At 59.1% G+C, this 25,512-nt stretch carries 22 protein-coding genes and 1 pseudogene; 12 read left to right on the top strand and 11 right to left on the bottom strand.

What is annotated here, in order from left to right:
- Positions 1 to 101: 101 nt before the first annotated feature.
- From mdtD to yccS, 4 genes are all read left to right on the top strand, one after another.
- The gene (gene mdtD, locus KVQ82_RS03135) at positions 102 to 1,541 is read left to right on the top strand and encodes a multidrug transporter subunit MdtD (protein ID WP_222017971.1); all 1,440 of its coding nucleotides are present in this window, start codon (positions 102 to 104) and stop codon (positions 1,539 to 1,541) included.
- A gap of 332 nt (positions 1,542 to 1,873) precedes the next feature.
- Positions 1,874 to 3,211, top strand: a complete 1,338-nt coding sequence (dbpA, locus tag KVQ82_RS03130) for an ATP-dependent RNA helicase DbpA (RefSeq protein WP_260688109.1) — start codon at positions 1,874 to 1,876, stop codon at positions 3,209 to 3,211.
- Positions 3,212 to 3,359: 148 nt separating this feature from the next.
- Positions 3,360 to 4,538, top strand: a complete 1,179-nt coding sequence (locus KVQ82_RS03125; protein ID WP_222017966.1) for an NAD(P)/FAD-dependent oxidoreductase — start codon at positions 3,360 to 3,362, stop codon at positions 4,536 to 4,538.
- 147 nt (positions 4,539 to 4,685) lie between these two features.
- Positions 4,686 to 6,869, top strand: coding sequence for a YccS family putative transporter (gene yccS / locus KVQ82_RS03120; RefSeq protein ID WP_086793607.1), 2,184 nt, complete (start codon positions 4,686 to 4,688; stop codon positions 6,867 to 6,869).
- Between the two features lie 127 nt (positions 6,870 to 6,996).
- Here yccS and KVQ82_RS03115 read toward each other — a convergent pair whose 3' ends face one another.
- Complete coding sequence (locus KVQ82_RS03115; RefSeq protein WP_047297090.1) at positions 6,997 to 7,734, bottom strand: ABC transporter substrate-binding protein; 738 nt, start codon at positions 7,732 to 7,734, stop codon at positions 6,997 to 6,999.
- A gap of 257 nt (positions 7,735 to 7,991) precedes the next feature.
- Here KVQ82_RS03115 and KVQ82_RS03110 point away from each other — a divergent pair, with 257 nt between their 5' ends.
- On the top strand, positions 7,992 to 8,444 hold the full coding sequence (locus KVQ82_RS03110) for a GNAT family N-acetyltransferase (protein ID WP_041063410.1): 453 nt from the start codon (positions 7,992 to 7,994) through the stop codon (positions 8,442 to 8,444).
- A 122-nt stretch (positions 8,445 to 8,566) separates the two neighbouring features.
- Here KVQ82_RS03110 and KVQ82_RS03105 read toward each other — a convergent pair whose 3' ends face one another.
- The 3 genes from KVQ82_RS03105 to KVQ82_RS03095 all read right to left on the bottom strand — a co-directional run bounded on the left by KVQ82_RS03105 (position 8,567) and on the right by KVQ82_RS03095 (position 11,593).
- Positions 8,567 to 8,863 (bottom strand): helix-turn-helix domain-containing protein, encoded by a 297-nt coding sequence (locus KVQ82_RS03105; RefSeq protein ID WP_007913779.1) that lies wholly within the window; start codon positions 8,861 to 8,863, stop codon positions 8,567 to 8,569.
- Positions 8,864 to 8,934: 71 nt separating this feature from the next.
- Positions 8,935 to 9,426, bottom strand: coding sequence for a M48 family metallopeptidase (locus KVQ82_RS03100; RefSeq protein ID WP_222017964.1), 492 nt, complete (start codon positions 9,424 to 9,426; stop codon positions 8,935 to 8,937).
- Between the two features lie 43 nt (positions 9,427 to 9,469).
- Positions 9,470 to 11,593 carry a bifunctional diguanylate cyclase/phosphodiesterase gene (locus tag KVQ82_RS03095; protein WP_222017962.1) on the bottom strand — a complete coding sequence of 708 codons (2,124 nt, stop codon included), beginning with the start codon at positions 11,591 to 11,593 and terminating at the stop codon, positions 9,470 to 9,472.
- 334 nt (positions 11,594 to 11,927) lie between these two features.
- Here KVQ82_RS03095 and KVQ82_RS03090 point away from each other — a divergent pair, with 334 nt between their 5' ends.
- The 3 genes from KVQ82_RS03090 to KVQ82_RS03080 all read left to right on the top strand — a co-directional run bounded on the left by KVQ82_RS03090 (position 11,928) and on the right by KVQ82_RS03080 (position 14,411).
- Positions 11,928 to 12,596 (top strand): polysaccharide lyase family 7 protein, encoded by a 669-nt coding sequence (locus tag KVQ82_RS03090; RefSeq protein WP_222017959.1) that lies wholly within the window; start codon positions 11,928 to 11,930, stop codon positions 12,594 to 12,596.
- 389 nt (positions 12,597 to 12,985) lie between these two features.
- On the top strand, positions 12,986 to 13,306 hold the full coding sequence (locus tag KVQ82_RS03085; protein ID WP_222017957.1) for a hypothetical protein: 321 nt from the start codon (positions 12,986 to 12,988) through the stop codon (positions 13,304 to 13,306).
- A gap of 490 nt (positions 13,307 to 13,796) precedes the next feature.
- Entirely contained in the window at positions 13,797 to 14,411 is a 615-nt protein-coding gene (locus tag KVQ82_RS03080; protein ID WP_222017955.1) for a hypothetical protein, read from the top strand.
- 254 nt (positions 14,412 to 14,665) lie between these two features.
- Here KVQ82_RS03080 and KVQ82_RS03075 read toward each other — a convergent pair.
- Positions 14,666 to 15,004 (bottom strand): annotated as a pseudogene (locus tag KVQ82_RS03075) (class II fructose-bisphosphate aldolase); the annotation flags it as partial.
- 122 nt (positions 15,005 to 15,126) lie between these two features.
- On the opposite strand from KVQ82_RS03075, the gene KVQ82_RS03070 reads away from it, so the two are divergent.
- Both KVQ82_RS03070 and KVQ82_RS03065 read left to right on the top strand, forming a co-directional pair.
- Positions 15,127 to 15,378 carry a helix-turn-helix transcriptional regulator gene (locus KVQ82_RS03070; protein WP_222017953.1) on the top strand — a complete coding sequence of 84 codons (252 nt, stop codon included), beginning with the start codon at positions 15,127 to 15,129 and terminating at the stop codon, positions 15,376 to 15,378.
- Positions 15,375 to 16,574: a type II toxin-antitoxin system HipA family toxin gene (locus tag KVQ82_RS03065; RefSeq protein ID WP_222017951.1), complete on the top strand. Its 1,200-nt coding sequence runs from the start codon at positions 15,375 to 15,377 to the stop codon at positions 16,572 to 16,574. Before KVQ82_RS03070 ends, KVQ82_RS03065 begins: the two co-directional genes overlap by 4 nt.
- 80 nt (positions 16,575 to 16,654) lie before the next feature.
- On the opposite strand, the gene fba is transcribed toward KVQ82_RS03065, so the two are convergent.
- The 6 genes from fba to tkt all read right to left on the bottom strand — a co-directional run bounded on the left by fba (position 16,655) and on the right by tkt (position 23,035).
- Positions 16,655 to 17,719 carry a class II fructose-bisphosphate aldolase gene (gene fba, locus KVQ82_RS03060; protein ID WP_041063423.1) on the bottom strand — a complete coding sequence of 355 codons (1,065 nt, stop codon included), beginning with the start codon at positions 17,717 to 17,719 and terminating at the stop codon, positions 16,655 to 16,657.
- A gap of 269 nt (positions 17,720 to 17,988) precedes the next feature.
- On the bottom strand, positions 17,989 to 18,321 hold the full coding sequence (locus tag KVQ82_RS03055; protein ID WP_041063425.1) for an MliC family protein: 333 nt from the start codon (positions 18,319 to 18,321) through the stop codon (positions 17,989 to 17,991).
- Positions 18,322 to 18,378: 57 nt separating this feature from the next.
- Entirely contained in the window at positions 18,379 to 18,600 is a 222-nt protein-coding gene (locus KVQ82_RS03050; RefSeq protein ID WP_007961876.1) for a hypothetical protein, read from the bottom strand.
- Between the two features lie 34 nt (positions 18,601 to 18,634).
- Positions 18,635 to 19,798, bottom strand: coding sequence for a phosphoglycerate kinase (locus tag KVQ82_RS03045; RefSeq protein ID WP_222017948.1), 1,164 nt, complete (start codon positions 19,796 to 19,798; stop codon positions 18,635 to 18,637).
- 26 nt (positions 19,799 to 19,824) lie between these two features.
- Positions 19,825 to 20,883: an erythrose-4-phosphate dehydrogenase gene (epd, locus tag KVQ82_RS03040; RefSeq protein ID WP_041063431.1), complete on the bottom strand. Its 1,059-nt coding sequence runs from the start codon at positions 20,881 to 20,883 to the stop codon at positions 19,825 to 19,827.
- Positions 20,884 to 21,037: 154 nt separating this feature from the next.
- Positions 21,038 to 23,035 carry a transketolase gene (gene tkt / locus KVQ82_RS03035; RefSeq protein WP_041063434.1) on the bottom strand — a complete coding sequence of 666 codons (1,998 nt, stop codon included), beginning with the start codon at positions 23,033 to 23,035 and terminating at the stop codon, positions 21,038 to 21,040.
- 258 nt (positions 23,036 to 23,293) lie between these two features.
- Here tkt and KVQ82_RS03030 point away from each other — a divergent pair, with 258 nt between their 5' ends.
- On the top strand, positions 23,294 to 24,289 hold the full coding sequence (locus KVQ82_RS03030; RefSeq protein ID WP_041063436.1) for a metalloregulator ArsR/SmtB family transcription factor: 996 nt from the start codon (positions 23,294 to 23,296) through the stop codon (positions 24,287 to 24,289).
- A gap of 18 nt (positions 24,290 to 24,307) precedes the next feature.
- Entirely contained in the window at positions 24,308 to 25,498 is a 1,191-nt protein-coding gene (gene metK, locus KVQ82_RS03025) for a methionine adenosyltransferase (RefSeq protein WP_027610621.1), read from the top strand.
- Positions 25,499 to 25,512: the final 14 nt, after the last annotated feature.

Raw genomic sequence — 25,512 nt, 5'->3', positions numbered from 1 at the left:
CAAATGCAGGGGACTGCTGCGCAGTCCATCGGGGATAAATCCCCTCACCACAGGGTTTCTTCACGACAAGCCATTTGGATTAACCACCCACCCGAGGTTCCATGCCCACACGCCCGCCTCTCGACGCCATCACCGCCCGCTGGTTGCCGTGGGTCGTCGCCATTGCGTTCTTCATGCAGTCCCTCGACGGGACCATCCTCAACACCGCCCTGCCGGCCATGGCCCGGGATCTGGCCGAAGACCCGTTGCGCATGCAAGGCGTGGTCATCGCCTACATGCTCACCGTGGCCTTGCTGATTCCGGCCTCGGGCTGGATCGCCGACCGCTTCGGCACCAAGAAAATCTTCTTCGGCGCGATCCTGCTGTTCAGCATTGGCTCGCTGCTCTGTGCGCTATCGAGCAGCCTGAGCATGCTGGTCGGCGCGCGGGTGATCCAGGGCCTGGGCGGCGCATTGATGTTGCCGGTCGGACGGCTGGTGGTGCTGCGTGCCTATCCGCGCTCGGAACTGGTGCGGATCATGGGTTTCATCACCATTCCCGGCCTGCTCGGCCCGTTGATCGGTCCGACCATGGGCGGCTGGATGGTGCAATACCTGACGTGGCACTGGATCTTCCTGATCAACCTGCCGGTCGGCGCCATCGGCTGCTATGCGGTGTGGAAGTTCATTCCCGACCTGCGCGGCAGCGAACGCACGCGCTTCGACAGCCTCGGTTTCCTGCTGTTCGGCGCAGCAATGATCCTGATCACCATCGCCATGGAAGGTCTGGGCGAACTGCACTTGCCGCACCTGCGGGTGATGTTGCTGCTGTTCGGCGGCCTGGCCTGCCTGGCGGCGTACTGGCTGCGCGCCGGGCGTGTGGAAAATCCGCTGTTCGCCCCTTCGTTGTTCAAGACCCGGACCTTTGCCGTCGGCATTATCGGCAACCTGTTCGCCCGCCTGGGCAGCGGCGCCCTGCCGTTTCTGGTGCCGTTGCTGCTGCAAGTGGCGCTGGGTTATTCGCCATCGCAAGCGGGGATGAGCATGCTGCCGCTGGCGGCGGCCGCGATGTTTGCCAAGTGGATGGCGCGACCGCTGATCGAACGCCTCGGCTATCGCATCGTGCTCACCGGCAACACCCTCGCGCTGGGGATCATGCTGGCGAGCATGGGCCTGGTCAACGAGCAGACGCCGTACTGGCTGCTGCTGTGCCTGCTGGCGGTTCTCGGCGCGATCAACTCGCTGCAATTCACCGCGATGAACACCGTGACGCTGATTGACCTCGACGACGCCAGCGCCAGCAGCGGCAACAGCTTGCTGTCGGTGGTGGCGCAGTTGTCGCTGAGCCTGGGCGTGGCCTGTGCCGGCGCCTTGCTGGGCGGCTTCACGGCGGAGATCGGCAACGACGGCGTCGAGACCGTGCTGGGGGCGTTCCAGCTGACGTTTGTGACCGTCGGAGTGATGGCAATGCTGGCGGCGACGATCTTCTCGCAACTGTCGAAAGAAGACGGTCGCCGGGTCAAACGCCCGGATGAACATCCCGACGAACACATCGAACACTGAGCTTGAATTGAGCAGTGAAGGCCCTGTGGTGAGGGGATTTATCCCCGATGGGGTGCGAAGCGCCCCCTAGAAAGGTTGAATGCGATCAGCCTGATGTACTGAAGTGACAGATTCTGGGGCTGCTGCGCAGCCCATCGGGGATAAATCCCCTCACCACAGAGGAATCCACTCACCACGGTTGAACCCTCTCGCCTCGGGATTCAGGCACTGTTCGTCCAGAACTTTCGAGGAAAGTGGCACGGGGCTGCTACACTGCGCGACATTTTGTTTTGCAGGCCAGTCCCGTGACCACCATCGCCACCGCTTTTAATACTCTGCCGCTGTCCGCCGCCATGCTGGCTAACCTCGACTCCCTCGGTTATGCCCAGATGACGCCGATCCAGGCGCAGAGCTTGCCGGTGATCCTCAAGGGGATGGACCTGATCGCCCAGGCCAAGACCGGCAGCGGCAAGACTGCCGCGTTCGGCATCGGCCTGCTGAACCCGATCAATCCGCGCTACTTCGGTTGCCAGGCGCTGGTGATCTGCCCGACCCGTGAGCTGGCCGACCAGGTCGCCAAGGAAATCCGTCGCCTGGCCCGCGCCGAAGACAACATCAAGGTCCTGACCCTGTGCGGTGGCGTGTCGTTCGGCCCGCAGATCGCCTCGCTGGAGCACGGCGCACACATCATCGTCGGCACCCCGGGGCGTATCCAGCAGCACCTGCGCAAGGGTTCGCTGGTCCTCGACGGCCTGAACACGCTGATCCTCGACGAAGCCGATCGCATGCTCGACATGGGTTTCTACGACGCCATCGAAGACATCATCGAGCAAACCCCGGCCCGTCGTCAGACCCTGCTGTTCTCGGCCACCTACCCGGTGGGCATCAAGCAGCTGGCGTCGAAGTTCATGCGCGATCCGCAAACGGTGAAAGCCGAAGCGTTCCACGACGACACCCAGATCGAGCAGCGCTTCTACGAGATTTCCCCGGAAGAGCGCATGAGTGCGGTGACCAAGGTCCTGCACCACTTCCGCCCGGCCTCCACCGTGGCCTTCTGCTTCACCAAGCAGCAAGTGCAGGAAACCGTTGACCACCTGACCTCCAAAGGCATTTCCGCCGTCGGCCTGCACGGCGATCTGGAACAGCGTGACCGCGATCAGGTACTGGCGATGTTCGCCAACCGCAGTACGTCGGTTCTGGTCGCCACCGACGTGGCCGCTCGTGGTCTGGACATCGATGCGCTGGACATGGTGATCAACGTCGAACTGGCCCGCGACTCGGAAATCCACATTCACCGCGTTGGCCGTACCGGTCGCGCTGGCGAGAAAGGCATCGCGGTCAGCCTCGTCGCACCGTCCGAAGCGCATCGTGCGCAAGCCATCGAACAGTTGCAGAAGGCTCCGCTGAACTGGGATCAGGTCGACAACCTCAAGTCCCAAGGCGGCGCCCCGCTGCAGCCACCGATGAGCACGCTGTGCATCGCTGGCGGGCGCAAGGACAAGGTGCGTCCGGGCGACATCCTCGGCGCACTGACCGGTGACGCCGGCATCCCGGGTGCCCAGGTCGGCAAGATCGCGATCTTCGACTTCCAGTCCTATGTGGCCGTCGAGCGCACCGTGGTCATGCAGGCGCTGCAGCGCTTGAACAACGGCAAGATCAAGGGCCGTTCGCTGCGCGTGCGCGTCCTTTAAGAACAACGCACACCCCCTGTAGGAGCTGCCGCAGGCTGCGATCTTTTGACTTTGTTTTTAAAGAGCAAGATCAAAAGATTGCAGCCTCGTTTCACTCGACAGCTCCTACAACAGTTGGTTTTGTGGTGATATTTCAGAGGACACCGTTTTGCGCTCTACCGAAGTCGTGATCATTGGCGCTGGCGCCGCAGGGTTGATGTGTGCACTGACCGCCGCCGGGCGTGGGCGTCAGGTGCTGCTGCTCGACCATGCGAACAAGGCCGGCAAGAAAATCCTGATGTCCGGCGGTGGCCGCTGCAATTTCACCAACATGTACACCGAGCCGGGCAATTTCCTCTCGGGTAACCCGCATTTCTGCAAATCGGCACTGGCACGTTATACCCAGTGGGATTTCATCGGCATGGTCGCCAAGCATGGCGTGCCCTACCACGAGAAAAAACTCGGCCAGCTGTTCTGCGATAACAAATCCAGCGACATCCTCGGCATGCTGCTCGACGAGTGCGATCAGGTCGGCGTCGAGCTGCACCTGGACACCTCGATCCAGACCATCGAGAAGGTCGAAAGCGGTTACCTGCTCGACACCACCCTCGGCCAGGTTCAGTGCCAATCGCTGGTGATCGCCACCGGCGGGCTGTCGATCCCGACGCTGGGCGCCACCGGCTTCGGGTATCAGGTCGCCAAACAGTTTGGCCATGAACTGCTGCCGACCCGCGCCGGCTTGGTGCCGTTCACCATCACCGATCAGCTCAAGGAACTGTGCACCGAGTTGTCCGGTACGTCGGTGGATTGTCTGGTCAGCTGCAACGAGCAGAGCTTTCGCGAGAACATTCTGTTCACTCACCGCGGCCTCAGTGGCCCGGCGATTCTGCAGATCTCGTCGTTCTGGGAGCCGGGTGACACCGTGGAGATCAACCTGCTGCCGGATCACGACACCGCCGCATGGCTGCAACAGCAAGTGGCCGAACGCCCGAACAGTGAACTGAAAACCCTGCTCGGCGAGATCTTCACCAAGAAGATGGCCAACCTGTTGGCGGACAACTGGTTCGTCTCCAAACCGATGAAGCAGTACACCCACGCCGAACTGGCGCAGATCGCCGACAAGCTCGGCAGCTGGAAAGTTGTCCCGGCCGGCACCGAAGGCTACCGCACCGCCGAGGTCACGCTGGGCGGCGTCGATACCCGCGAAGTGTCGTCCAAGACCATGGAATCGCTGAAAAGCCCGGGCCTGTATTTTGTCGGCGAAGTGCTCGACGTCACCGGGCATCTGGGCGGTTTCAACTTCCAGTGGGCCTGGGCCTCCGGCTACGCGGCTGCGCAGTACGTCTGACTGAAACAACACTCCCCTGTAGGAGCTGCCGAAGGGGTAGCGGGCAATCAAGGAACACTTTTTGCTGTCAGATGTGATCGGCGCCATTGCGTCGGCGTCATTACTGGCTCAATTTAGCGGCATCGCCTCGGAAGGCCTTCGCACTTCATGTCCTCGACCTCGTTTCGTCAGTCTTTGCGGCGCCTGTGGGCGCTGGATAAATTCAGCTACAGCGTGCGGGTGTTCATCGCCCTGACCGGCAGCATGGCGCTGTGTTGGTATCAGGATGAAATGGGCTTGCTGATCCCGTTGTTCCTGGGGATCATCGCCAGCGCCCTGGCCGAGACCGACGACAGCTGGCAAGGCCGCCTCAATGCCCTGGCAGTGACACTGGTGTGTTTCAGTATCGCCGCGCTGTCGGTGGAACTGCTCTTCCCCTACCCCATCGTATTTGCCATCGCCCTGGCATTGGCCAGCTTCGCCCTGACCATGCTCGGTGCGCTCGGCGAGCGTTACGGTGCGATTGCTTCGGCAACGTTGATCCTGTCGGTCTACACCATGATCGGCGTGGATCAGCGCGGCGGCGCGGTCACCGATTTCTGGCACGAACCCATGCTGCTGGTGGCCGGCGCGGCGTGGTACGGCCTGCTCTCGGTGCTGTGGCAGGCGCTGTTTTCCAACCAGCCGGTGCAGCAGAGTCTGGCGCGGCTGTTCCGTGAACTGGGCTTCTATCTGAAGCTGAAAGCCTCGCTGTTCGAGCCGATCCGTCAGCTGGACGTCGAAGCACGACGGCTGGAACTGGCGCAGCAGAACGGTCGGGTGGTGGCGGCGCTGAACAGTGCCAAGGAAATCATCCTGCACCGGGTCGGCAACGGTCGCCCGGGCTCGAAAGTCAGCCGTTATCTGAAGCTGTACTTCCTCGCCCAGGATATTCACGAACGCGCCAGCTCTTCGCACTATCCTTACAACGCGCTGGCCGAGGCGTTCTTCCACAGCGACGTGCTGTTCCGCTGCCAGCGCTTGCTGCGCCAGCAGGGCAAGGCCTGTCGCGCGTTGGCCGAATCGATCCAGATGCGCCAGCCGTTCGTCTACGACGCCAGTTTTGCCGAAGCGCTGACTGACCTCGACGCATCTCTTGAACACCTGCGCATCCAGAGCAACCCGGCGTGGCGCGGCCTCCTGCGTTCGCTGCGTGCTCTGGCCGCCAACCTCGGCACCCTCGACCGCTTGCTCAGCGACGCGAGCAACCCTGACGCGCTGGCAGATGCCACCGACAGCAGCCTGCTCGACCGCTCGCCGCGCAACCTCAAGGACGTGTGGATTCGTCTGCGCACGCAGCTGACACCGACGTCCTTGCTGTTCCGCCACGCCCTGCGTCTGCCGCTGGCATTGAGTATCGGCTACGGCATGGTGCACCTGATTCACCCGTCGCAGGGCTATTGGATCATTCTCACCACACTGTTCGTCTGCCAGCCGAACTACGGCGCAACGCGGCGCAAACTCGGGCAGCGGATTCTCGGCACCGCCATCGGTCTGACCGTGGCCTGGGCGCTGTTCGATCTGTTCCCCAGCCCGCTGGTGCAGTCGTGCTTCGCCATTGCCGCCGGGGTGGTGTTCTTTACCAACCGCACCACGCGTTACACCGTGGCGACGGCGGCGATCACGATCATGGTGCTGTTCTGCTTCAACCAGATCGGTGATGGCTACGGGCTGTTCCTGCCGCGCCTGTTCGATACCCTGCTTGGCAGCCTGATCGCCGGTCTGACGGTGTTCCTGTTCCTGCCGGACTGGCAGGGTCGACGCCTGAACAAAGTGCTGGCCAACACCCTGACCTGCAACAGCATCTACCTGCGCCAAATCATGCAGCAATACGCCGCCGGCAAGAGCGATGACCTCGCCTATCGCCTGGCCCGACGTAACGCGCACAACGCCGACGCGGCACTGTCGACGACGCTGGCGAACATGCTGATGGAGCCGGGGCATTTCCGGAAGGAAGCGGATGTCGGTTTCCGCTTTCTGGTGCTGTCGCACACCTTGCTCAGCTACCTGTCCGGGTTGGGCGCACATCGCGAAACGCAGCTACCGGCGGAAGTCCGCGAACACCTGATCGACGGTGCTGGAGTGAAACTGGCCGCGAGCATCGATGAAATCGCCCAGGGCCTGGCGAACAAGCAGCCAGTGGCGATCCAGAGCGACGACGAGGAAGCGCTGGCCAATGAGCTGGAGCAGATGCCGGACGAGATCGATGAAGGGCAGCGGCTGGTGCAGACGCAACTGGCATTGATCTGCCGGCAGCTGGGGCCGTTGCGCACGTTGGCGGCGCATTTGATCAAAGACACCAGCGAGGCTTAAGGTGACCGGACTGGCCCCATCGCTGGCAAGCCAGCTCCTACATGATTTGTGTACACCGCAATACCTGTGGGAGCTGGCTTGCCAGCGATGAGGGCATCAGCAACAACGCAACTCCGGGATCAGATGCTCACATTCCATGCTGCCTCAGCAACTTGTCATAACTGCCATCCGCCTTCATCGCCGCAATTGCCTTGTCGAACCCGGCCACAATCTGCTCATGCTCGGGGTTCTTCAGGCTCACCAGAATATGCAGGCTGTTCTCGCTCAACGGCTTGGGCAGGAACTCCACGGCGTTGCGTACCTTGGGTGATTCGCGCGCCAGGTAATAGCGTGCGACATACTCATCTTCCAGCGTCAGCTTGACCCGATCCGCCGCCAGCATGCGCACCGCCATTGCAAAGTTGTGCACCGGTACTTTCTGCAACGCCGTGTCGGCATCGAACGCCTGCGAGTAGGCATAACCGCGCACCACCGCCACCGGGTAGGTGTGCAGTTGCTCCAGGCTGTTGTATTCGAGCGGAGTGTCCTTGCGCTTGAGAAAGCGGATGCGGTTGAGCAGGTATTCGCCAGAGAACTGGCCGATCCGGGTGCGCTCGTCGTTGTACCAGGCGTTGACCAGCACGTCGTACCGGCCCTCGCCCACCCCCAACAACGCCCGCGCCCACGGCACCTGCTCATAGTCGCTGGCATAACCGGCCCGCGCCAGCGCGGTGCTGACGATGTCGGTGGCCAGGCCACCGTTGACCAGGGTGTCGTCGGTAAAGGGTGGCCAGATATCAAATACCAGTCGCAGCTTGTCCGCAGCGGCGGGTTGGGCCAGCAAGAGCAGTCCGATCAAGGCAAAGGCTCGATGCAGTCGCGGCATGCTTGAAAATCCTTAGCGGGCGGTTGGCCCGGCGTGTTTTCCAGTCAAAACCCCAAGGCCCCGTACCGGCGAAACCCAGGCCCTAACAGTAGCTCATTGAAGCCAGTGCACAGCGCTTTCCAGCAGATTACACAAAGCGGCCGCCACCGCGAGAAAGGAATGATGGCATTTTGACCTTTGTCACAGACTCTTCCGCCATACAGACATTCAGCGCCTGTGCACTTAGTATCGGGCGACGGAGTTCAAGGAGTCGGAAAATGACAATCGAGTGGATCTGCAAGCATCACAGCGATCTGGGCAAAGAGCAGTTATACGCACTGCTGAAACTGCGCTCGGACGTATTTGTGGTCGAACAGCAATGCGCCTACCCAGACCTCGACGGCCAGGATCTGGACGGCGATACCCACCATTTGATGGGCTGGGAAGACGATCAGTTGATGGCCTATCTGCGCCTGCTCGATCCAGAATCCCAAGGCGGTGACGTGGTGATCGGCCGCGTGATCATTGCGCCACAGGGCCGCGGCAAGGGGCTGGGGCACGAGATGATGGAGCAGGCGCTGAAACAGGCCGAGAAGCATTGGCCGCAGGTGCCGATCTACCTGTCGGCGCAGGCGCATTTGCAGGGGTATTACGGCAGGTACGGGTTTGTGGTGGTGGGTGAGGAGTATCTGGAGGATGACATTCCGCACATAGGCATGCGTCGTCCCTGAGGCCCTCATCGCTGGCAAGCCAGCTCCCACAGGTTCATCCGTTGCTCACAACAACGTGTTGACTGGAGACCCTTGTGGGAGCTGGCTTGCCAGCGATTGCGTCAGCTCAAACACTGCAAAACTCAGGGATATTCCAGCACAGCCTTGATCTGCCGCAGATTGCGCTCGATCCACCCGCGATCAATCGCCCCCCACTCGCGAATCCGATAGCGCCCGGCATGGTTGCGCGCGCCCTCTTCCTGTTCGAATTCGCAGACGATATCCAGATCTGCCAGCGCGGCGATCGTGTCCTGCGCCGTGCGCCGGGGCATGCCGGTCACTTCGGTCAGCGTCGGGACGCTCGGGGCCAGGCCGCTGTCGATCAGGTAGGCCACGTACAGGCGCCGGTAAAAGCTGCTTTTGGTCTTGCTTACGTCCATCTAAACACTCCCAACGTTAAAAGATCGCAGCCTGCGGCAGCTCCTACAGTTGGAATGCGATCTTTTGATCTTCATTGCAAATCCCGCCACGTCAGGTACACCCTCAAGTCGAACTCGACCTGGTGATACCCCGGCAGCATGTGTTCACACAACTTATAGAAGGCCTTGTTGTGATCCGATTCCTTGAAGTGCGCCAGTTCATGCACGACGATCATCTTCAGGAACTCCGGCGCCGCCTCCTTGAACAACGAGGCGATGCGAATCTCTTTCTTGGCTTTGAGCTTGCCGCCCTGCACCCTTGAGACCGTGGTGTGCAGGCCCAGCGCGCGATGCGTCAGGTCGAGGCGGTTGTCGAACAGCACTTTGTCGATGGCCGGCGCGTTACGCAGGTATGCCTGCTTCAGGTCCAGCGCGTAGCTGTACAGCGCCTTGTCGCTCTGCACATCGTGACGCCCCGGATAGCGTTGGCTCAGGTAGTCACCCAGACGCTGTTCGGCGATCAGTTGGCGCACCTGATCCTGCAGTTGCGCGGGATAGGCCTGGAGGTATTTCAACGCAGTCATGGACACGGCAGCACGGTTCGAAAAGAGCGCCAGTGTAGCGAATTCAAACCGGCAGCGCGCTCCAGTCAAAGGGTTTGGCAAAGCTGACGGCGTCCTCGGAGGTCAGCGGACGCGCCACCAGGAAACCCTGCACGTATTCGCAGCCATGCGCCTGCAGCCATTGATACTGTTCAACGGTTTCCACGCCTTCGGCGATCACCAGCAAACCGTACTGTTTGCATAGATTGATCACGTTGCTGACCAGCGCCGCGTCGCGCGTCGAGTCCGGCAGCCGCGCAATCAGGTGTCGATCCAGCTTGAGCGTATCCAGCTCCAGATCACGCAGATACGCCAGCGAACACGGGCCCGAACCAAAGTCATCCAGCGCCACCCGCACCCCGAGATTACGCAGCAGGCGCAACTGTTTGCGGGTCTCGTCAGGGTGGTGCATCAGCGCGTCTTCGGTGACTTCCACCTCCAGTTGCCGCGGCTGCAGCGAATGCCGCTCCAGCACCTGACGCAACTCGGTGACCAGGTTCGGCAGACCGAACTGGGTGTTGCTCAAACTCACGCCAAGCACCAGATCCTCGGCGAACAGGGTTTCCCAGGCTTTGCGCTGGCCGGCGCCACGGTGATAGATCCAGCTACCGAGCCGACTGATCAGCCGTGCTTCCTCCAGCAATGGCAGGAACAACCCCGGCGGCACATCGCCAACGCTCGGGTGCTGCCAGCGCAGCAACGCCTCGAAACCGCGAATCTGCCCGCTGTCGATCGCCACTTGCGGCTGATACACCAGATTGAAATCCCGGTTTTCGATGGCGTTGCGCACGCTCTCTTCGAGCATCAGCCGCGAGCGGGCGCGGCCGTTCATTTCGTGATCATAAAAACGATATTGCTGCCGCCCGGCGCGCTTGGCTTCATACATGGCGATGTCGGAGGCGCGCAGCAAACCGTCGAGGTTCGCGCCGCAGTCCGGGTAAGTGGCAATACCGATACTCGCGCCGAGAGCGATGTCCAGTCCTTCGATCTGCTGACAGATCGACACCCTTTCGATGAGCTTCTCGGCAATTTTTGCTGCCTGCTCGGGAAACTCCAGATCGAGCAACGCGGTGAACTCGTCACCGCCCATGCGCGCGAGAATGTCGAACGGTCGCAGACAGGCTTTCAACTGCTCGGAGACCCAGCGCAGCACCCGGTCGCCGGCATCGTGGCCAAGGGAATCGTTGACCCGTTTGAAGCCATCCAGATCCAGATACAGCAGCACCCAACTGCTGTCGCTGCGTTCACCGCGCAGCAGCAGGTTTTCCACCGTCTGATAAAAGCCCCGGCGATTGAGCAGACCGGTCAGCGGATCGGTGACCGCTTGAAATTCCAGCTGCTGATGCAGGTGACGCACCACCGACATGTCCAGCACCGTCACCACCATCGCCCGCTGCTCGGCGGGCAACGGCGCACAGGACAACGCCACCGGCACCTGCTGCCCCGGTGCCGTGCGCAACAACGCATCGTGCAGACGCAAGGTCTCACCGCGTTTATAGCCGGCCAGCAACTCGGAACCGGCCCATAGCGGGATATGCGGTTTCTGCAGAAAATCGAGAAATTCCTTGCCCTCCAGCTCTTTCACCGGCGCATTCAGCAATCGCGAAATCGCTGGGTTGGCGAAGCGGATCAGGCCGTCCTCGCCGAGCACCAGAATGCCTTCCGCCGCGTTGTCCAGCACCGAGGCATTGAAGGCCCGCGCGACCTCCAGATCATGACTCAGACGCTGCAAGGCGCGGCGGTTGCGCTGGTGTTCGAGCAATGCCTGGACTTTCGGCTTGAGGATCTGCGGATCGAACGGCTTGAACAGGTAATCCACCGCGCCACTGGCGTAACCCTTGATCACGGCGTCCTGTGATTGCTCGTTGGCGGTAAGGAAAATGATCGGTGTGAGACGCGTGCGCTGGCTGCCGCGCATCAGCCGCGCGACTTCGAAGCCGTCCATGCCCGGCATCTGCACGTCCAGCAGCACCAGATCGACGTCGTGTTCGAGCAGCAGATTGAGCGCCTCGAAACCGGAGGCGGCGGTCATGACGTGCCAATCCTGACGCTGCAGCAACGCGCGCATGCTGATCAGGTTTTCAGGGTAGTCATCAACGATCAAAAGGACAGAGCTGCCTTCACCTGGCTGGGGTTGCGCGCATTCCATGCTGCTTCTCTTGTCGGGACATCTCTTGTCGGACTATCGGCCGGTTTTTTGTGAAAACCGTACAGTTACTGAGCCATCACTCTAGTCCCGGATCTGTGAAAGCAGAAGCTGCCACGCCGCCATCATTTAGCCAAAGCTGTAATTTACCGACTAACGGTCACCCCTGCAGCCCCCGAAAACCGGCACAGATGGCATTTCGACAGGATGTTGACGCCAATCATCTGCCAAACGGGCGTTAACAAAAAACACCTCTACGCTTATAACTGCCGCCTGAAAAAGCGCGGGCTAGAGCTTCTGGCACTCGCGTACAGGAAAATTGAGTGGAAGAACCGACATGATCGATCTCGCAACCTGGAACCTCAGCGTTCCCGTCGGCAGTCCGCCGTACACCGTCGAAACCTCCAAACTGGTGAATGGCTTCAAGGATCAGTACTTCCATTCCGACACCGGCACCTTGTTCTTCTGGTCGCCGGTGACCGGGTCAAAAACCGAAAACGCCATTTACCCGCGCACCGAACTGCGCGAAACCTTCAGCAACGGCTCCCTGCGCAACTGGTACTACCCCGACGCCGACAACACCCTGCGCGCGACCCTCGCCGTGAACAAAGTGCCCAGCTCCGGCAAGATCGTCATCGGCCAGATCCATGCTTATGAAAGCCAGCGCCCGATGGTCAAGCTCGAATACCAGTACAAGGAAAAAACCCAGAACGGCAACCTGGTGATCAAAGTCCGCATGCACCCCGACGATCAGGAAAGCCGCGTTATCACCCTCGCCACCGGGATCAAGCTGGATCGCGAATTCAACTACCTGATCCACCTCAGCCCCGGCGGCGCACTCGGCGTGAGCGCGGCGGGTTACCAGTGGGATTCACAGATCAGCGCGACCTGGCGCAACAAGCCGTTGTACTTCAAGGCCGGGGTATATGTGCAGGACAACACCGGCTACACCAGCGAAGGCGGCCAGGTCACCTTCAGCAAACTCGACATCGACCACGATACCTAAGGCGACTCGCCCCCCCCCCTGTAGCAGCTGCCGAGCCCGCGAGGCTGCGTTCGGCCGCAAAGCGGTCGCAATCCGGCGCATACGTTTTACCTGAAATAACGCGGCGTCTGACTTTACGACTGCTGCGCAGCCGAACGCAGCCTCACGGGCTCGATAGCTGCTACAGGCAAGGAACGAACTTGGCATCTACAAAACCCGTAGGGCTGCTCCCTCGCCACAGGTTCTTTATGTCCGACTCCATCTCTTTACTGACCGGCATCAGGCCCCACTTAAACGCCAACGTTTAAAGACACTCAGCGTTACTTCATGAAGCCTACAACGGCTTGCGTCACCGCCTACAGGTACGCCAGAATCCGCCGGCTTGTATGCCTTGACGCCCACGTGCGCGGATGGTTGAACATGCCCAAGATTATCCTTGGTCCAGCTTTCATCTTCGTCTCAACGAAACCACCGGGAACCATTGGCTGGATGAGGACCCATGCTTCAACGAACTCGGCGAGACCGATGCGAAGCGTCGTGCAATCTATAAGTCTTTTGTGGAACAGTGTATTCCAACGCCCGAACTACAATTGATCAGAAACGCCCTTCAACGCAGTCAACTCACCGGAAATAAATTCTTTACGGATGAAGTCGAAGAGATCACCGGCCGACGAATATTGCAGCGAGGACGCGGTAGGCCGCAAAGCGACTCTAAGAAGCCGATTAAATGACGATTAAATAAATCTGTCTCTCATTTACTCTATAGCGTTTCTTAATTTTCGTTATACCAAATAAATCTTAGTAACTGTCAGATTTTACAGGTGACCTCTCATCTTGTATGTCCTAACCTTCTTCTAAGGATCACGAAAAAGGACAGGGCGACAAATTTATCAGTCCCTTTTAGTCCTCTTCTCCTTTTTAAATGGAGCAAACAACATGGCTAAAAACTATATTTTTGCAACATTCAGTATCTGGCGTCCGTATGGCTGTGAATGCAGGCTCGACAAAAATTACGCTCCCTGTGGATGTTTGATACGGGCATGTGGGCTAGTGGGCCTTTGAGTCCAACAAAATACATTGCAGAGTTGGCCAGAGCTAAAACACAGCCTGAGCAACAGGCCATGGACGCTGAGGCTAAGGAGCGAGCCAAACCAGCTAAAACCGCCGAAGAGCTGGACTTTTACAAAGAATTCGGCACGATACTCGCGAAGGGGAAATGGAATGAATAACTCAGACGAAAACGTAGCGGAATCTTTCTTAGCAAGGCTTTGTATTACAAATTTACATGGAAGCGTACCAGTCTCTGCGGCGATAGGTTTTGAAGAAGCATTCATGGATACTTCATCATCGACCATTAACAATGCCGGTGCTGGAAAAGCTAGTGCAGGGGGATACGGAAACGAATACACCCCCTCCCTAGCATTTAAAAAAACCGATTACTTACGCGCCAACACTTATAGAAACTCAACAGCCGTACAATTTTATTTTGCATACAGAATAAAGGAAGACAACTACATAATATACAGCAGAGACAGGAATTTTCACTACGGAAAGTGCCTTACACTTACTAATCTTGGTTACTTCACCATAGGCCCTCCAGCGACTAATAGCCGATTTACAATACGACAGGGTGAAAAAACACTTCACCTCAGCGACTTGACTTCAGACATAGTGAATGTGCAGATTGCTTGTAAAGGAATGCGATTAGAACTTTATGATAAAAAAAATATAACCGAAAGCAATATTAACTATACAGCTTACCTGGTTAGCAGAGGAGGAGACGGAATAGCCACGTTCACTATGCAAATTGACGAAAGGAACTTCGATTGGTTATAAAAATGGCGCCCCTAAGAAAGGTTTTTTTATCAAACAAACCTATACATTCACAGGTGACATCTTTCCGTCAACATCCGCCGGGCGATGGGGGAAATGTCACCCATCTCGGACTCTTTGAGTAAAAATCTAAAAATGTCCGTTTTAGTGGGCATTTTTATGTCGCGAATCGTTAATTTTTCTCAATGAGAAAATCACCACCTATAAGAAACCCGCCTCACGGCGGGTTTCTCAACAGCGCGGTTTGACGCTCAGGCTCAGTTGACCTTAGCGTTCAACTCACCCTTCAGATAACGCTGATACATCGCTTCCAGCGAGATCGGCTTGATCTTCGAAGCGTTACCGGCGGTGCCGAACGCTTCATAACGCGCGATGCACACATCACGCATCGCCGTCACGGTCGCGCCGAAGAATTTACGTGGATCGAATTCGCTCGGGTTGGTGGCCATCAGACGACGCATGGCACCGGTGGATGCCAGGCGCAGGTCGATGTCGATGTTGACCTTGCGCACGCCGTACTTGATGCCTTCGACGATTTCTTCAACCGGTACGCCGTAGGTTTCTTTGATGTCGCCGCCGTACTGGTGGATGAGCGCTTGGCTATTCAGATAGCAACCAAAGGGAACCGTGCTCCATCCGGTGACGGCAGCAAATCACCCACGTAGATAAAATGTCCTGTATACGCTACATTCAACGAAAAATGTAACGGTGACAGAACATGGATCACACCTTGGTAATCAGCCGACTAGGTACCCAGATTCGCGAAAAACGCCTGAGCCGCGGCTTGACGCAAGCACAGCTTGCCGAACTTGCGAGCCTGACGCGCCACAAAGTCATTGCCGTAGAAAAAGGCACCCTGTCCGTCGGGATGATCGCCTATGCGCGAGTCCTGGGTGCTTTGGATTGTGAACTGGCTGTCATTCCAGCAGCAATGCCGACACTTGAAGAGCTAGGGGACTTGTTTGAATGAAAATGACCTCGCTCAAAGTGAGTACACCTGAAGGGGCTAGCGGCAGGCTTTTCAGCGATACCGAGAACTACACCTTCCGTTATCACGAAGATGCGTTACCAGAGATGGCCATCAGCTTGTCGATGCCAGTAAGGCATGAAGAATTCCGACGGCACGAGCTTCATCCTGTTTTTCAGATGAACCTGCCAGAAGGCTACGTGCTGGAACAACTACGCAATCGCTTGGCGAAAACTGTGAATTTCGACCCGATGTTGTTGCTGGCACTGACCGGCAGCACCTCGCCAATTGGCCGGGTTCAGGTGCGATCTGAAACAGTTGATGCCCTGCTGGAGATGCAACAATTTCCGGGCGAAAAACTTGAAGAAATCCTGACTTGGGATGGCACCGAAGATATCTTCGCTGACATGCTTGACCGCTACATCCTGCGAGCAGGGATTTCTGGCGTTCAACCCAAGGTATTGGTGCCTGAGCGACAAGAAACCGCCCAGCCACGAGTGACATCGAAGACCTCGGATCTGATCATCAAAAGTGGCCGCGACGAATTTCCCGGCTTGGCGATCAACGAGTTCATTTGCATGTCCATTGCCAAAGAAGCTGGCATTCCGGTTCCACCGTTTTACCTTTCCGATAATGCCCAGCTGTTTGTCATGCGCCGCTTTGACCGCGACGATCAGCTCAACCCGCTCGGGTTTGAAGACATGGCGGTATTGATGGGGTTATCGACCAGCCAGAAGTACAGCAAGAGTTATGCAGCCATCGCCAAGGCGATTCGTCTGTTCTGCCCGGCAAAAAATCTGCGCAGCTCTCTTGATCAGCTCTTCGATAGCGTCGCCCTAAGTTGCATTGTCGGGAATGGCGACGCTCATTTAAAAAACTTCGGCTTACTCTACTCCGACCCGACAAAACGTGATGCGCACCTCTCTCCGGCGTACGACATCGTCAATACCACCGCCTATATCCCGGAAGATGTTCTAGCGCTGGATCTGCTCGGAAACAAATCAATGTTTGCCTCACGGCAAGGACTCCTGGAGTTCGCACACACCTGTGAGATCGAGCGGCCGAGGGAGCGCATTCAGAACTTGCTCAACGCAGTAGAAACAGTACTTAAGCGCTACTCCCAGTATCGGGAGCAAGCAGCTCATGTGATTTCTGCAATTGAGCAGTCAGCAGCACCATTTTCCCGTACCTTTGGATAGAGGGATTACTCAAAAAATCATCGACCACAAAAAACCCGCCTCTCGGCGGGTTTTTCATAAAAGCAGCTCAACACCCAGGCTTAGTTCACCTTAGCGTTCAACTCACCCTTCAGATAACGCTGGAACATCGCTTCCAGCGAGATCGGCTTGATCTTCGAAGCATTACCGGCAGTACCGAACGCTTCATAACGAGCGATGCACACATCACGCATCGCCGTCACGGTTGCGCCGAAGAATTTACGTGGATCGAATTCGCTCGGGTTGGTGGCCATCAGACGACGCATGGCACCGGTGGATGCCAGGCGCAGGTCGGTGTCGATGTTGACCTTGCGCACGCCGTACTTGATGCCTTCGACGATTTCTTCAACCGGTACGCCGTAGGTTTCTTTGATGTCACCGCCGTACTGGTTGATGATCGCCAGCCACTCTTGTGGCACGGACGAGGAACCGTGCATCACCAGGTGGGTGTTCGGGATGCGCTTGTGGATTTCCTTGATGCGGTCGATCGCCAGCACGTCACCGGTAGGTGGCTTGGTGAACTTGTAGGCGCCGTGGCTGGTGCCGATGGCGATGGCCAGGGCGTCGACCTGAGTCTTCTTGACGAAGTCAGCGGCTTCTTCCGGGTCGGTCAGCATCTGGCTGTGATCCAGAACGCCTTCAGCGCCGATGCCGTCTTCTTCACCGGCCATGCCGGTTTCCAGCGAACCCAGGCAGCCCAGCTCGCCTTCAACCGAAACGCCGCAGGCGTGAGCCATGGCGACGGTTTGTTGGGTCACACGGACGTTGTAGTCGTAGTCGGTCGGGGTCTTGCCGTCTTCGCCGAGGGAGCCGTCCATCATCACCGAGCTGAAGCCCAGTTGAATCGAGCGCTGGCAGACGTCAGGGCTGGTGCCGTGGTCCTGGTGCATGCACACCGGGATGTGCGGGAATTCTTCGATCGCGGCCAGGATCAGGTGACGCAGGAACGGCGCGCCGGCGTATTTGCGAGCGCCGGCCGAAGCCTGGACGATCACCGGGGAGTCAGTCTTGTCAGCGGCTTCCATGATGGCGCGCATCTGCTCAAGGTTGTTGACGTTGAAGGCTGGAACGCCGTAGCCGAACTCGGCTGCGTGGTCCAGCATCTGACGCATGCTGATAAGTGCCATTGTGTGTGTCTCTCCCGGTTGAGGGTCGTTAATCGTGCCAGCCTGCCGGAGCGGCGGCGGCTATTCAAGTGATTGCAGATCGGGGGTTGAGGCCCGGCCTGGTGATTCGATAAAGCAAATTCTGAGAACTACGCAGAACTCTGTGGGAGCGAGCTTGCTCGCGAATGCATTTCAACATTCAACACAACTGCAAGCTGAACCAGTGTTTTCGCGAGCAAGCTCGCTCCCACATTGGGATCCGCTTCCACATCAGATCGGTGGTGTGTCAGTTACTGCGCCTTGCAGCCGCGGCCAATCAGGTCATTGGTGGCGACCCAGTACACCAGGCCTTCGTCACCCTTGACGTGAAACGCCAGCATGCCGTCGCTGTACAGCACGCCCGAGGCGCCCGGCTCTTCTTTCAGGCGATAGACCTGATCACCGCCGCCCAGTCGAACATCGACTTCCTTCTGGCCGGCATCGGCGTAACGCCACAGCACTTTGGCCTGGCTGTCGCAGGTCCAGGTGGTCCAGTTGTCCGCAGGCGCGGACGACTGAAACAGGTTCATCTGCGCGCAACCGCCCAACAATGCCAACGCCGCAATGGCGATCAAGCCTTTCATCCGTGTTCCTCGACTGACAGCGCACGCCGCCAGCCCTGCGTTAAAGAGTCAGACCGGTCAAGGACAACCATGTTCCTTGGCCGGGGTTTGCGTCTCATATTTGTCCAGGCCGTCCGGCCCCGAGCGCTTGTTCAGCACCGGGTTGGTTTCAGCCTGCCAGTCGGCCTGGTAGCAGCCTTTCTGCGCTGCATCCGGCGCGGGCGTGGCCTCGGCCTTCGGGTTACTCCCGCAGGCCGCCAGCGTACCGGTCAGCAACAGCAGCGCTAACGACTTGACCATCTGAACACTCCTTTGCCTGGCCAAACGGGCGGCCTCAGGCCTTGGCCCGGTTTTCCAGGACCTCAACAGCTGGCAGCACCTTGCCTTCGACGAATTCGAGGAACGCGCCACCACCGGTGGAAATGTAGGAGATTTGCTCGGCCACGCCATATTTATCGATGGCCGCCAGGGTGTCGCCACCGCCGGCAATGGAGAACGCGGCGCTGTCAGCGATGGCCTGGGCCAGCACTTTGGTGCCGTTGCCGAACTGGTCGAATTCGAACACGCCGACCGGGCCATTCCACAGAATGGTTTTCGACGATTTCAGCAGTTCGGCGAAGTTGGCCGCGGTTTGCGGGCCGATGTCCAGAATCATGTCGTCAGCGGCAACGTCAGCGATCAGCTTGACGGTGGCTTCTGCGGTTTCGGCGAATTCTTTGGCGACGACTACGTCCACCGGCAGCGGCACGCTGACCTTGTCGGCGATGGCGCGCGCGGTGTCCAGCAGGTCCGGCTCGTACAGCGACTTGCCGACCGGGTGACCGGCGGCCGCCAGGAAGGTGTTGGCGATGCCGCCGCCAACGATCAGTTGATCGCAGATCTGGCTCAGGCTGTTGAGGACGTCGAGTTTGGTCGACACCTTGGAGCCGGCAACGATCGCAGCCATTGGCTTGGCCGGTGCGCCCAGCGCCTTGCCCAGTGCATCCAGCTCAGCGGCCAGCAGCGGGCCAGCCGCGGCGACCTTGGCGAACTTGGCAACACCATGCGTCGAACCTTCAGCGCGGTGAGCAGTGCCGAAGGCGTCCATCACGAACACATCGCACAGGGCGGCGTATTGCTGGGCCAGGTCGTCGGCGTTCTTTTTCTCGCCCTTGTTGAAGCGCACGTTTTCGAACAGCACGATGTCGCCGGCCTTGACGTCAACGCCGCCCAGGTAATCCGCCACCAGCGGCACTTCGCGGCCCAGAGCCTTGCTCAGGTAGTCAGCGACTGGCTTGAGGCTGTTCTCGGCGGAGAACTCGCCTTCGGTCGGACGGCCCAGGTGCGAACACACCATCACCGCCGCGCCTTTTTCCAGGGCCAGCTTGATGGTCGGCAGCGAAGCCAGGATACGCGCATCGCTGGTGACAACACCGTCCTTGACTGGGACGTTGAGGTCTTCGCGGATCAATACGCGCTTACCTTGCAGATCGAGGTCGGACATCTTCAACACGGTCATGGGTCGCACTTCCTGAGTAACTGTTCTTAGAGAGCAGGTTTTTTTGAAATCGCTGTTTGCAGATAGTGGTCTGCAACGTCCAGCATTCGGTTGGCAAAACCCCATTCGTTGTCGAACCAGGCCAGGATGTTCACCAGTTTGGGGCCGGAAACACGGGTCTGACTGGCATCGACGATGGCCGAATGTGGGTCATGGTTGAAATCACAGCTGGCGTGCGGCAACTCGGTGTAGGCCAGCAGTCCCTTGAGCGGGCCGCTGGTGGCGGCTTCACGCAGGATCCGGTTGACCTCGCCCGCATCGGTCGCGGTGGCGGTCTGCATCGTGATGTCGAGGCAGGACACGTTGACCGTCGGCACGCGTACGGCTTTGGCCTGAATTCGCCCGGCAAGTTCCGGCAGCAGGCGCTCGATGCCACGCGCCAGACCAGTGGACACCGGGATCACCGACTGGAACGCCGAACGGGTGCGGCGCAGGTCTTCGTGGTGATAGGCGTCGATCACCGGCTGATCGTTCATCGCCGAGTGAATCGTGGTGATCGACACGTAATCCAGGCCGATCGCCTTGTCCAGCAGACGCAACAGCGGCACACCGCAGTTGGTGGTGCAGGAGGCGTTGGACACCAGCAGTTCATCGCCGGTCAGGCAATCCTGATTGACACCGTAGACGATGGTGGCGTCGACATCCGCCTCGCTGGCCATCGGTTGCGAGAACAGCACGCGGGGCGCGCCGGCGTCGAGGAAACGCTGGCCGTCTTCACGGGTGTGGTAGGCGCCGGAGCATTCGAGCACCAGGTCGACGCCCAGCGCCGCCCAGTCGATGCCTTCGGGGGTGGCACTGCGCAGGACCTTCACGCAGTCGCCATTAATATGCAGACAATCGCCTTCTACACGCACTTCGCCGGGAAACCGGCCGTGAGTGGAATCAAAGCGTGTCAGGTATTCGATGCTGGCCATGTCCGCCAGATCATTGATCGCGACAATTTCAAACCCGGCCTTCTCGCCACGCTCGAACAACGCACGCAAGACGCAACGACCAATCCGGCCGTAGCCGTTGAGTGCAACTTTGTAGGGACGCGGTTGAGGCATGGGGTTCTCGATAGTATTCGCTAACAACACAACCCCATGTAGGAGCTGCCGGAGGCTGCGATCTTTTGATCCTGTTTTTAGATCAAGATCAAAAGATCGCAGCCTCCGGCAGCTCCTACAGGGAACGCGGCGACTTGGGTCGCCGCGCTATGTTTTAGTCTTCCAACAGCTCTTCAGCCTGACCCAGGATGTTGTCCAGGGTGAAACCGAATTCTTCGAACAGTGCCGAAGCCGGCGCCGATTCGCCGTAGGTGGTCATGCCGATCACGCGACCTTCCAGACCCACGTACTTGAACCAGAAGTCGGCGTGAGCCGCTTCGATTGCGATACGTGCGCTGACCTGCAGCGGCAGAACCGATTGCTTGTAGCCGGCGTCCTGCGCATCGAACACGCTGGTGCAAGGCATGGAAACTACGCGCACCTTGCGGCCTTGCCCGGTCAGTTTGTCGTAGGCCTGAACGGCCAGACCGACTTCCGAACCGGTGGCGATCAGGATCAGCTCAGGCTCGCCTGCGCAGTCCTTCAACACGTAACCACCGCGGCTGATGTCGGCGATCTGGCCGGCATCGCGTTCCTGATGCTGCAGGTTCTGACGCGAGAAGATCAGCGCCGATGGGCCGTCCTTGCGCTCCAGCGCGTTTTTCCAGGCCACCGCCGATTCAACGGCATCGGCTGGACGCCAGGTGTCGAGGTTCGGCGTGGAACGCAGGCTGGTCAATTGCTCGATCGGCTGGTGCGTCGGGCCGTCTTCGCCCAGACCGATGGAGTCGTGGGTGTAGACGTGGATCACGCGCTTCTTCATCAACGCCGACATGCGCACCGCGTTGCGCGCATATTCCATGAACATCAGGAAGGTCGCGCCGTAAGGCACCAGACCGCCGTGCAGGGACACGCCGTTCATGATCGCGGTCATGCCGAATTCGCGCACGCCGTAGTACATGTAGTTGCCGCTGGCATCTTCAGCGCTGACGCCTTTGCAACCTTTCCACAGGGTCAGGTTGGAACCGGCCAGGTCAGCCGAACCGCCGAGCAGTTCCGGCAGCAGCGGGCCAAACGCGTTCAGGGTGTTCTGGCTGGCTTTACGGCTGGCGATGGTTTCGCCTTTGGCCGCGACTTCAGCGATGTAAGCCGAGGCTTTTTCCGCGAAGTCAGCCGGCAGTTCGCCGCTCAGACGACGGATCAGTTCGTTGGCTTCGGTCGGGAATGCAGCAGAGTAGGCAGCGAAGCGCTGATCCCATTCGGCTTCGGCGGCACGACCTTTTTCCTTGGCATCCCACTCGGCATAGATGTCGGCCGGGATTTCGAACGGGCCGTGGTTCCAGTTCAGCGCCTGGCGGGTCAGAGCGATTTCCGCGTCACCCAGTGGGGCGCCGTGGCAGTCTTCCTTGCCCTGCTTGTTCGGCGAACCGAAACCGATGGTGGTCTTGCAGCAGATCAGGGTCGGCAGCGGGCTCTTGCGCGCGGTTTCGATGGCGGTCTTGATCTCTTCCGGATCGTGACCGTCGACGTTGCGGATCACCTGCCAGTTGTAGGACTCGAAACGCTTTGGCGTGTCATCGGTGAACCAGCCTTCGACTTCACCATCGATGGAAATACCGTTGTCATCGTAGAAGGCGATCAGCTTGCCCAGGCCCAGCGTACCGGCCAGGGAAGCGACTTCGTGGGAAATGCCTTCCATCATGCAGCCATCACCGAGGAACACGTAGGTGTGGTGATCAACGATGTTATGGCCAGGACGGTTGAACTGCGCGCCCAGAACCTTTTCAGCCAGCGCGAAGCCGACGGCGTTGGCCAGACCCTGACCCAGCGGGCCGGTGGTGGTTTCGACGCCCGGGGTGTAGCCGAATTCCGGGTGACCCGGGGTGCGGCTGTGCAGTTGACGGAACTGCTTGAGGTCATCGATCGACAGGTCGTAACCGGTCAGGTGCAGCAGCGAGTAGATCAACATCGAGCCGTGGCCGTTGGACAGCACGAAGCGGTCACGGTCGGCGAACGACGGGTTGCTCGGGTTGTGCTTGAGGTAGTCGCGCCAAAGTACTTCGGCGATATCTGCCATACCCATAGGGGCACCGGGATGGCCGCTGTTGGCTTTTTGCACGGCATCCATGCTGAGGGCACGAATGGCGTTGGCACGCTCACGACGGCTAGGCATCGCTGATCTCCTGGGTGTGAATAGATTGAAACGGAAAAAAGGAGGGCATTTTCCCTCACCGGAGCGCCTCGGGGCAATGACAGATAGTCATCCGAAGGCGTTTTTCCCGTGCTGGACGGCGGTTTCGTCTGGTGAAACCTTTCCGCTGTTCGTTTGTAGAGTTAACCAGTCAGTGAGAAGTGCCATCTATCGAGCAATATCAAAACTTTTTGATATTGCCCTTGCAGCGATTTCCCACCGTCACTAGACTGCCGCCCCATGAACTTACGCGTGCCTTCCATTCGCCATGACGATTGCGACGAGCTGGCGGCCCTGTGCAAGGCCGGTGGCGACCCGCTGCGCCTGAATGTATTGCGCGCGCTGGCCAACGATTCGTTCGGCGTACTGGAGCTGGCGCAGATTTTCGGCATTGGTCAGTCAGGCATGAGCCACCACCTCAAGGTGCTGGCCCAGGCCGATCTGGTAGCGACGCGCCGCGAGGGCAACGCGATTTTCTATCGTCGCGCCCTGCCCCACACTGAATTGCTGGGCGGCAAGTTGCATGCAGCACTGTTAGAAGAAGTCGACAATCTGGCGCTGCCGGAGGACGTGCAGGCACGGATCGCTCAGGTCCACGGACAACGTGAAGCCGCCAGCCAGGATTTTTTCGCCCGGGTCGCAGAAAAATTCCGCGCCCAGCAAGACTTGATCGCAGGCCTGCCGCAGTACCGCGACAGCGTGCTGGCCCTGCTCGACAAACTGAACTTCAATGGTGCTGCCACGGCCATTGAAGTCGGCCCCGGCGATGGTGCTTTTCTGCCGGAACTGGCCCGCCGCTTCGGCACCGTAACCGCGCTGGACAACAGCCCGGCGATGCTCGAACTGGCGCGTCAGGTATGTGAACGTGAACGGCTGGCTAACGTCAGCCTGCAATTGGCCGATGCATTGAATGGCACAAGCCTGACGGCCGATTGCGTGGTACTGAACATGGTGTTGCACCATTTCGCCGCGCCGGCCGAAGCGCTCAAGCACATGGCCGGCCTGCTGCAACCGGGCGGTAGCCTGCTCGTGACAGAGTTATGTAGCCACAACCAGAGTTGGGCCAGGGAGGCCTGCGGTGATCTGTGGTTGGGGTTTGAACAGGACGATTTGGCCCGTTGGGCCACCGCTGCGGGACTCGTTCCCGGGGACAGCCTCTATGTAGGCTTACGTAATGGTTTCCAGATCCAGGTTCGCCACTTTCAGCGACCGGCTGGCGACACTCACCATCGGTAAATTCAGGAAAACATCGAGATGAGCGAATACTCCCTCTTCACCTCCGAGTCCGTGTCTGAAGGACATCCGGACAAAATCGCCGACCAGATTTCCGATGCGGTGCTGGACGCCATTATCGCCCAGGACAAACACGCACGCGTTGCCGTGGAAACCCTGGTCAAGACTGGCGTTGCCATCGTGGCCGGTGAAGTGACCACCAGCGCCTGGGTTGATCTGGAGCAGATCGTTCGTGACGTGATCTGCGACATCGGCTACACCAGCTCCGAAGTCGGCTTCGACGGCGCTACCTGCGGCGTGATGAACATCATCGGCAAGCAGTCCCCTGACATCAACCAGGGTGTTGACCGCGCCAAGCCTGAAGATCAGGGTGCCGGCGACCAGGGCCTGATGTTCGGCTACGCCAGCAACGAAACCGACGTGCTGATGCCAGCGCCGATCACCTTCTCGCACCAGCTGGTGCAGCGTCAGGCCGAAGCCCGCAAATCGGGTCTGCTGCCGTGGCTGCGTCCAGACGCCAAGTCGCAAGTGACTTGCCGCTACGAAGGCGGCAAGGTTGTCGGTATCGACGCCGTTGTACTGTCGACCCAGCACAATCCTGAAGTGTCGTACAAAGACCTGCGCGAAGGCGTGATGGAGCTGATCGTCAAGCACGTGCTGCCTGCCGAACTGCTGAGCAAAGACACCCAGTTCCACATCAACCCGACCGGCCAGTTCATCATTGGCGGCCCGGTAGGTGACTGCGGCCTGACCGGTCGCAAGATCATCGTCGACAGCTACGGCGGCATGGCCCGTCACGGCGGCGGCGCGTTCTCCGGTAAAGATCCATCGAAGGTTGACCGTTCGGCCGCCTACGCCGGCCGTTACGTTGCCAAGAACATCGTCGCTGCCGGCCTGGCCGAGCGTTGCGAGATCCAGGTGTCCTACGCCATCGGTGTCGCTCAGCCGACTTCGATCTCGCTGAACACCTTCGGCACCGGCAAGATCAGCGATGACAAGATCATCAAACTGGTGCGTGAAGTGTTCGACCTGCGTCCATACGCAATCACCACCATGCTCGATCTGCTGCACCCGATGTACCAGGAAACTGCAGCCTACGGCCACTTCGGTCGTGCTCCGCAGACCAAGACAGTTGGCGAAGACACCTTCTCCACCTTCACCTGGGAAAAAACCGACCGCGCCGACGCTCTGCGTTCCGCTGCTGGTCTGTAAGCCCTCCCCGGCTG

Origin of the sequence: Pseudomonas sp. AO-1 (assembly GCF_019775695.1) — a bacterium.
Lineage (GTDB): Bacteria > Pseudomonadota > Gammaproteobacteria > Pseudomonadales > Pseudomonadaceae > Aquipseudomonas > Aquipseudomonas parakoreensis.
The sequence above is the reverse complement of the archived record's forward strand: the minus strand, read 5'-3'. Positions and strand labels throughout refer to the sequence as shown.

Excerpts from the sequence above, each read along its gene's own strand:
- KVQ82_RS03100 (WP_222017964.1), bottom strand. The coding sequence starts at position 9,426 with ATGACTGCGTTGAAATACCTCCAGGCCTATCCCGCGCAACTGCAGGAT.
- KVQ82_RS03030 (WP_041063436.1), top strand. The coding sequence starts at position 23,294 with ATGAACTTACGCGTGCCTTCCATTCGCCATGACGATTGCGACGAGCTG.
- KVQ82_RS03050 (WP_007961876.1), bottom strand. The coding sequence starts at position 18,600 with ATGGTCAAGTCGTTAGCGCTGCTGTTGCTGACCGGTACGCTGGCGGCC.
- KVQ82_RS03080 (WP_222017955.1), top strand. The coding sequence starts at position 13,797 with ATGAATAACTCAGACGAAAACGTAGCGGAATCTTTCTTAGCAAGGCTT.
- KVQ82_RS03085 (WP_222017957.1), top strand. The coding sequence starts at position 12,986 with ATGGTTGAACATGCCCAAGATTATCCTTGGTCCAGCTTTCATCTTCGT.
- KVQ82_RS03105 (WP_007913779.1), bottom strand. The coding sequence starts at position 8,863 with ATGGACGTAAGCAAGACCAAAAGCAGCTTTTACCGGCGCCTGTACGTG.
- KVQ82_RS03090 (WP_222017959.1), top strand. The coding sequence starts at position 11,928 with ATGATCGATCTCGCAACCTGGAACCTCAGCGTTCCCGTCGGCAGTCCG.
- mdtD (WP_222017971.1), top strand. The coding sequence starts at position 102 with ATGCCCACACGCCCGCCTCTCGACGCCATCACCGCCCGCTGGTTGCCG.
- fba (WP_041063423.1), bottom strand. The coding sequence starts at position 17,719 with ATGGCACTTATCAGCATGCGTCAGATGCTGGACCACGCAGCCGAGTTC.
- dbpA (WP_260688109.1), top strand. The coding sequence starts at position 1,874 with ATGCTGGCTAACCTCGACTCCCTCGGTTATGCCCAGATGACGCCGATC.
- yccS (WP_086793607.1), top strand. The coding sequence starts at position 4,686 with ATGTCCTCGACCTCGTTTCGTCAGTCTTTGCGGCGCCTGTGGGCGCTG.
- metK (WP_027610621.1), top strand. The coding sequence starts at position 24,308 with ATGAGCGAATACTCCCTCTTCACCTCCGAGTCCGTGTCTGAAGGACAT.
- KVQ82_RS03070 (WP_222017953.1), top strand. The coding sequence starts at position 15,127 with ATGGATCACACCTTGGTAATCAGCCGACTAGGTACCCAGATTCGCGAA.
- KVQ82_RS03055 (WP_041063425.1), bottom strand. The coding sequence starts at position 18,321 with ATGAAAGGCTTGATCGCCATTGCGGCGTTGGCATTGTTGGGCGGTTGC.
- KVQ82_RS03045 (WP_222017948.1), bottom strand. The coding sequence starts at position 19,798 with ATGACCGTGTTGAAGATGTCCGACCTCGATCTGCAAGGTAAGCGCGTA.
- tkt (WP_041063434.1), bottom strand. The coding sequence starts at position 23,035 with ATGCCTAGCCGTCGTGAGCGTGCCAACGCCATTCGTGCCCTCAGCATG.
- KVQ82_RS03115 (WP_047297090.1), bottom strand. The coding sequence starts at position 7,734 with ATGCCGCGACTGCATCGAGCCTTTGCCTTGATCGGACTGCTCTTGCTG.
- epd (WP_041063431.1), bottom strand. The coding sequence starts at position 20,883 with ATGCCTCAACCGCGTCCCTACAAAGTTGCACTCAACGGCTACGGCCGG.
- KVQ82_RS03065 (WP_222017951.1), top strand. The coding sequence starts at position 15,375 with ATGAAAATGACCTCGCTCAAAGTGAGTACACCTGAAGGGGCTAGCGGC.
- KVQ82_RS03110 (WP_041063410.1), top strand. The coding sequence starts at position 7,992 with ATGACAATCGAGTGGATCTGCAAGCATCACAGCGATCTGGGCAAAGAG.
- KVQ82_RS03095 (WP_222017962.1), bottom strand. The coding sequence starts at position 11,593 with ATGGAATGCGCGCAACCCCAGCCAGGTGAAGGCAGCTCTGTCCTTTTG.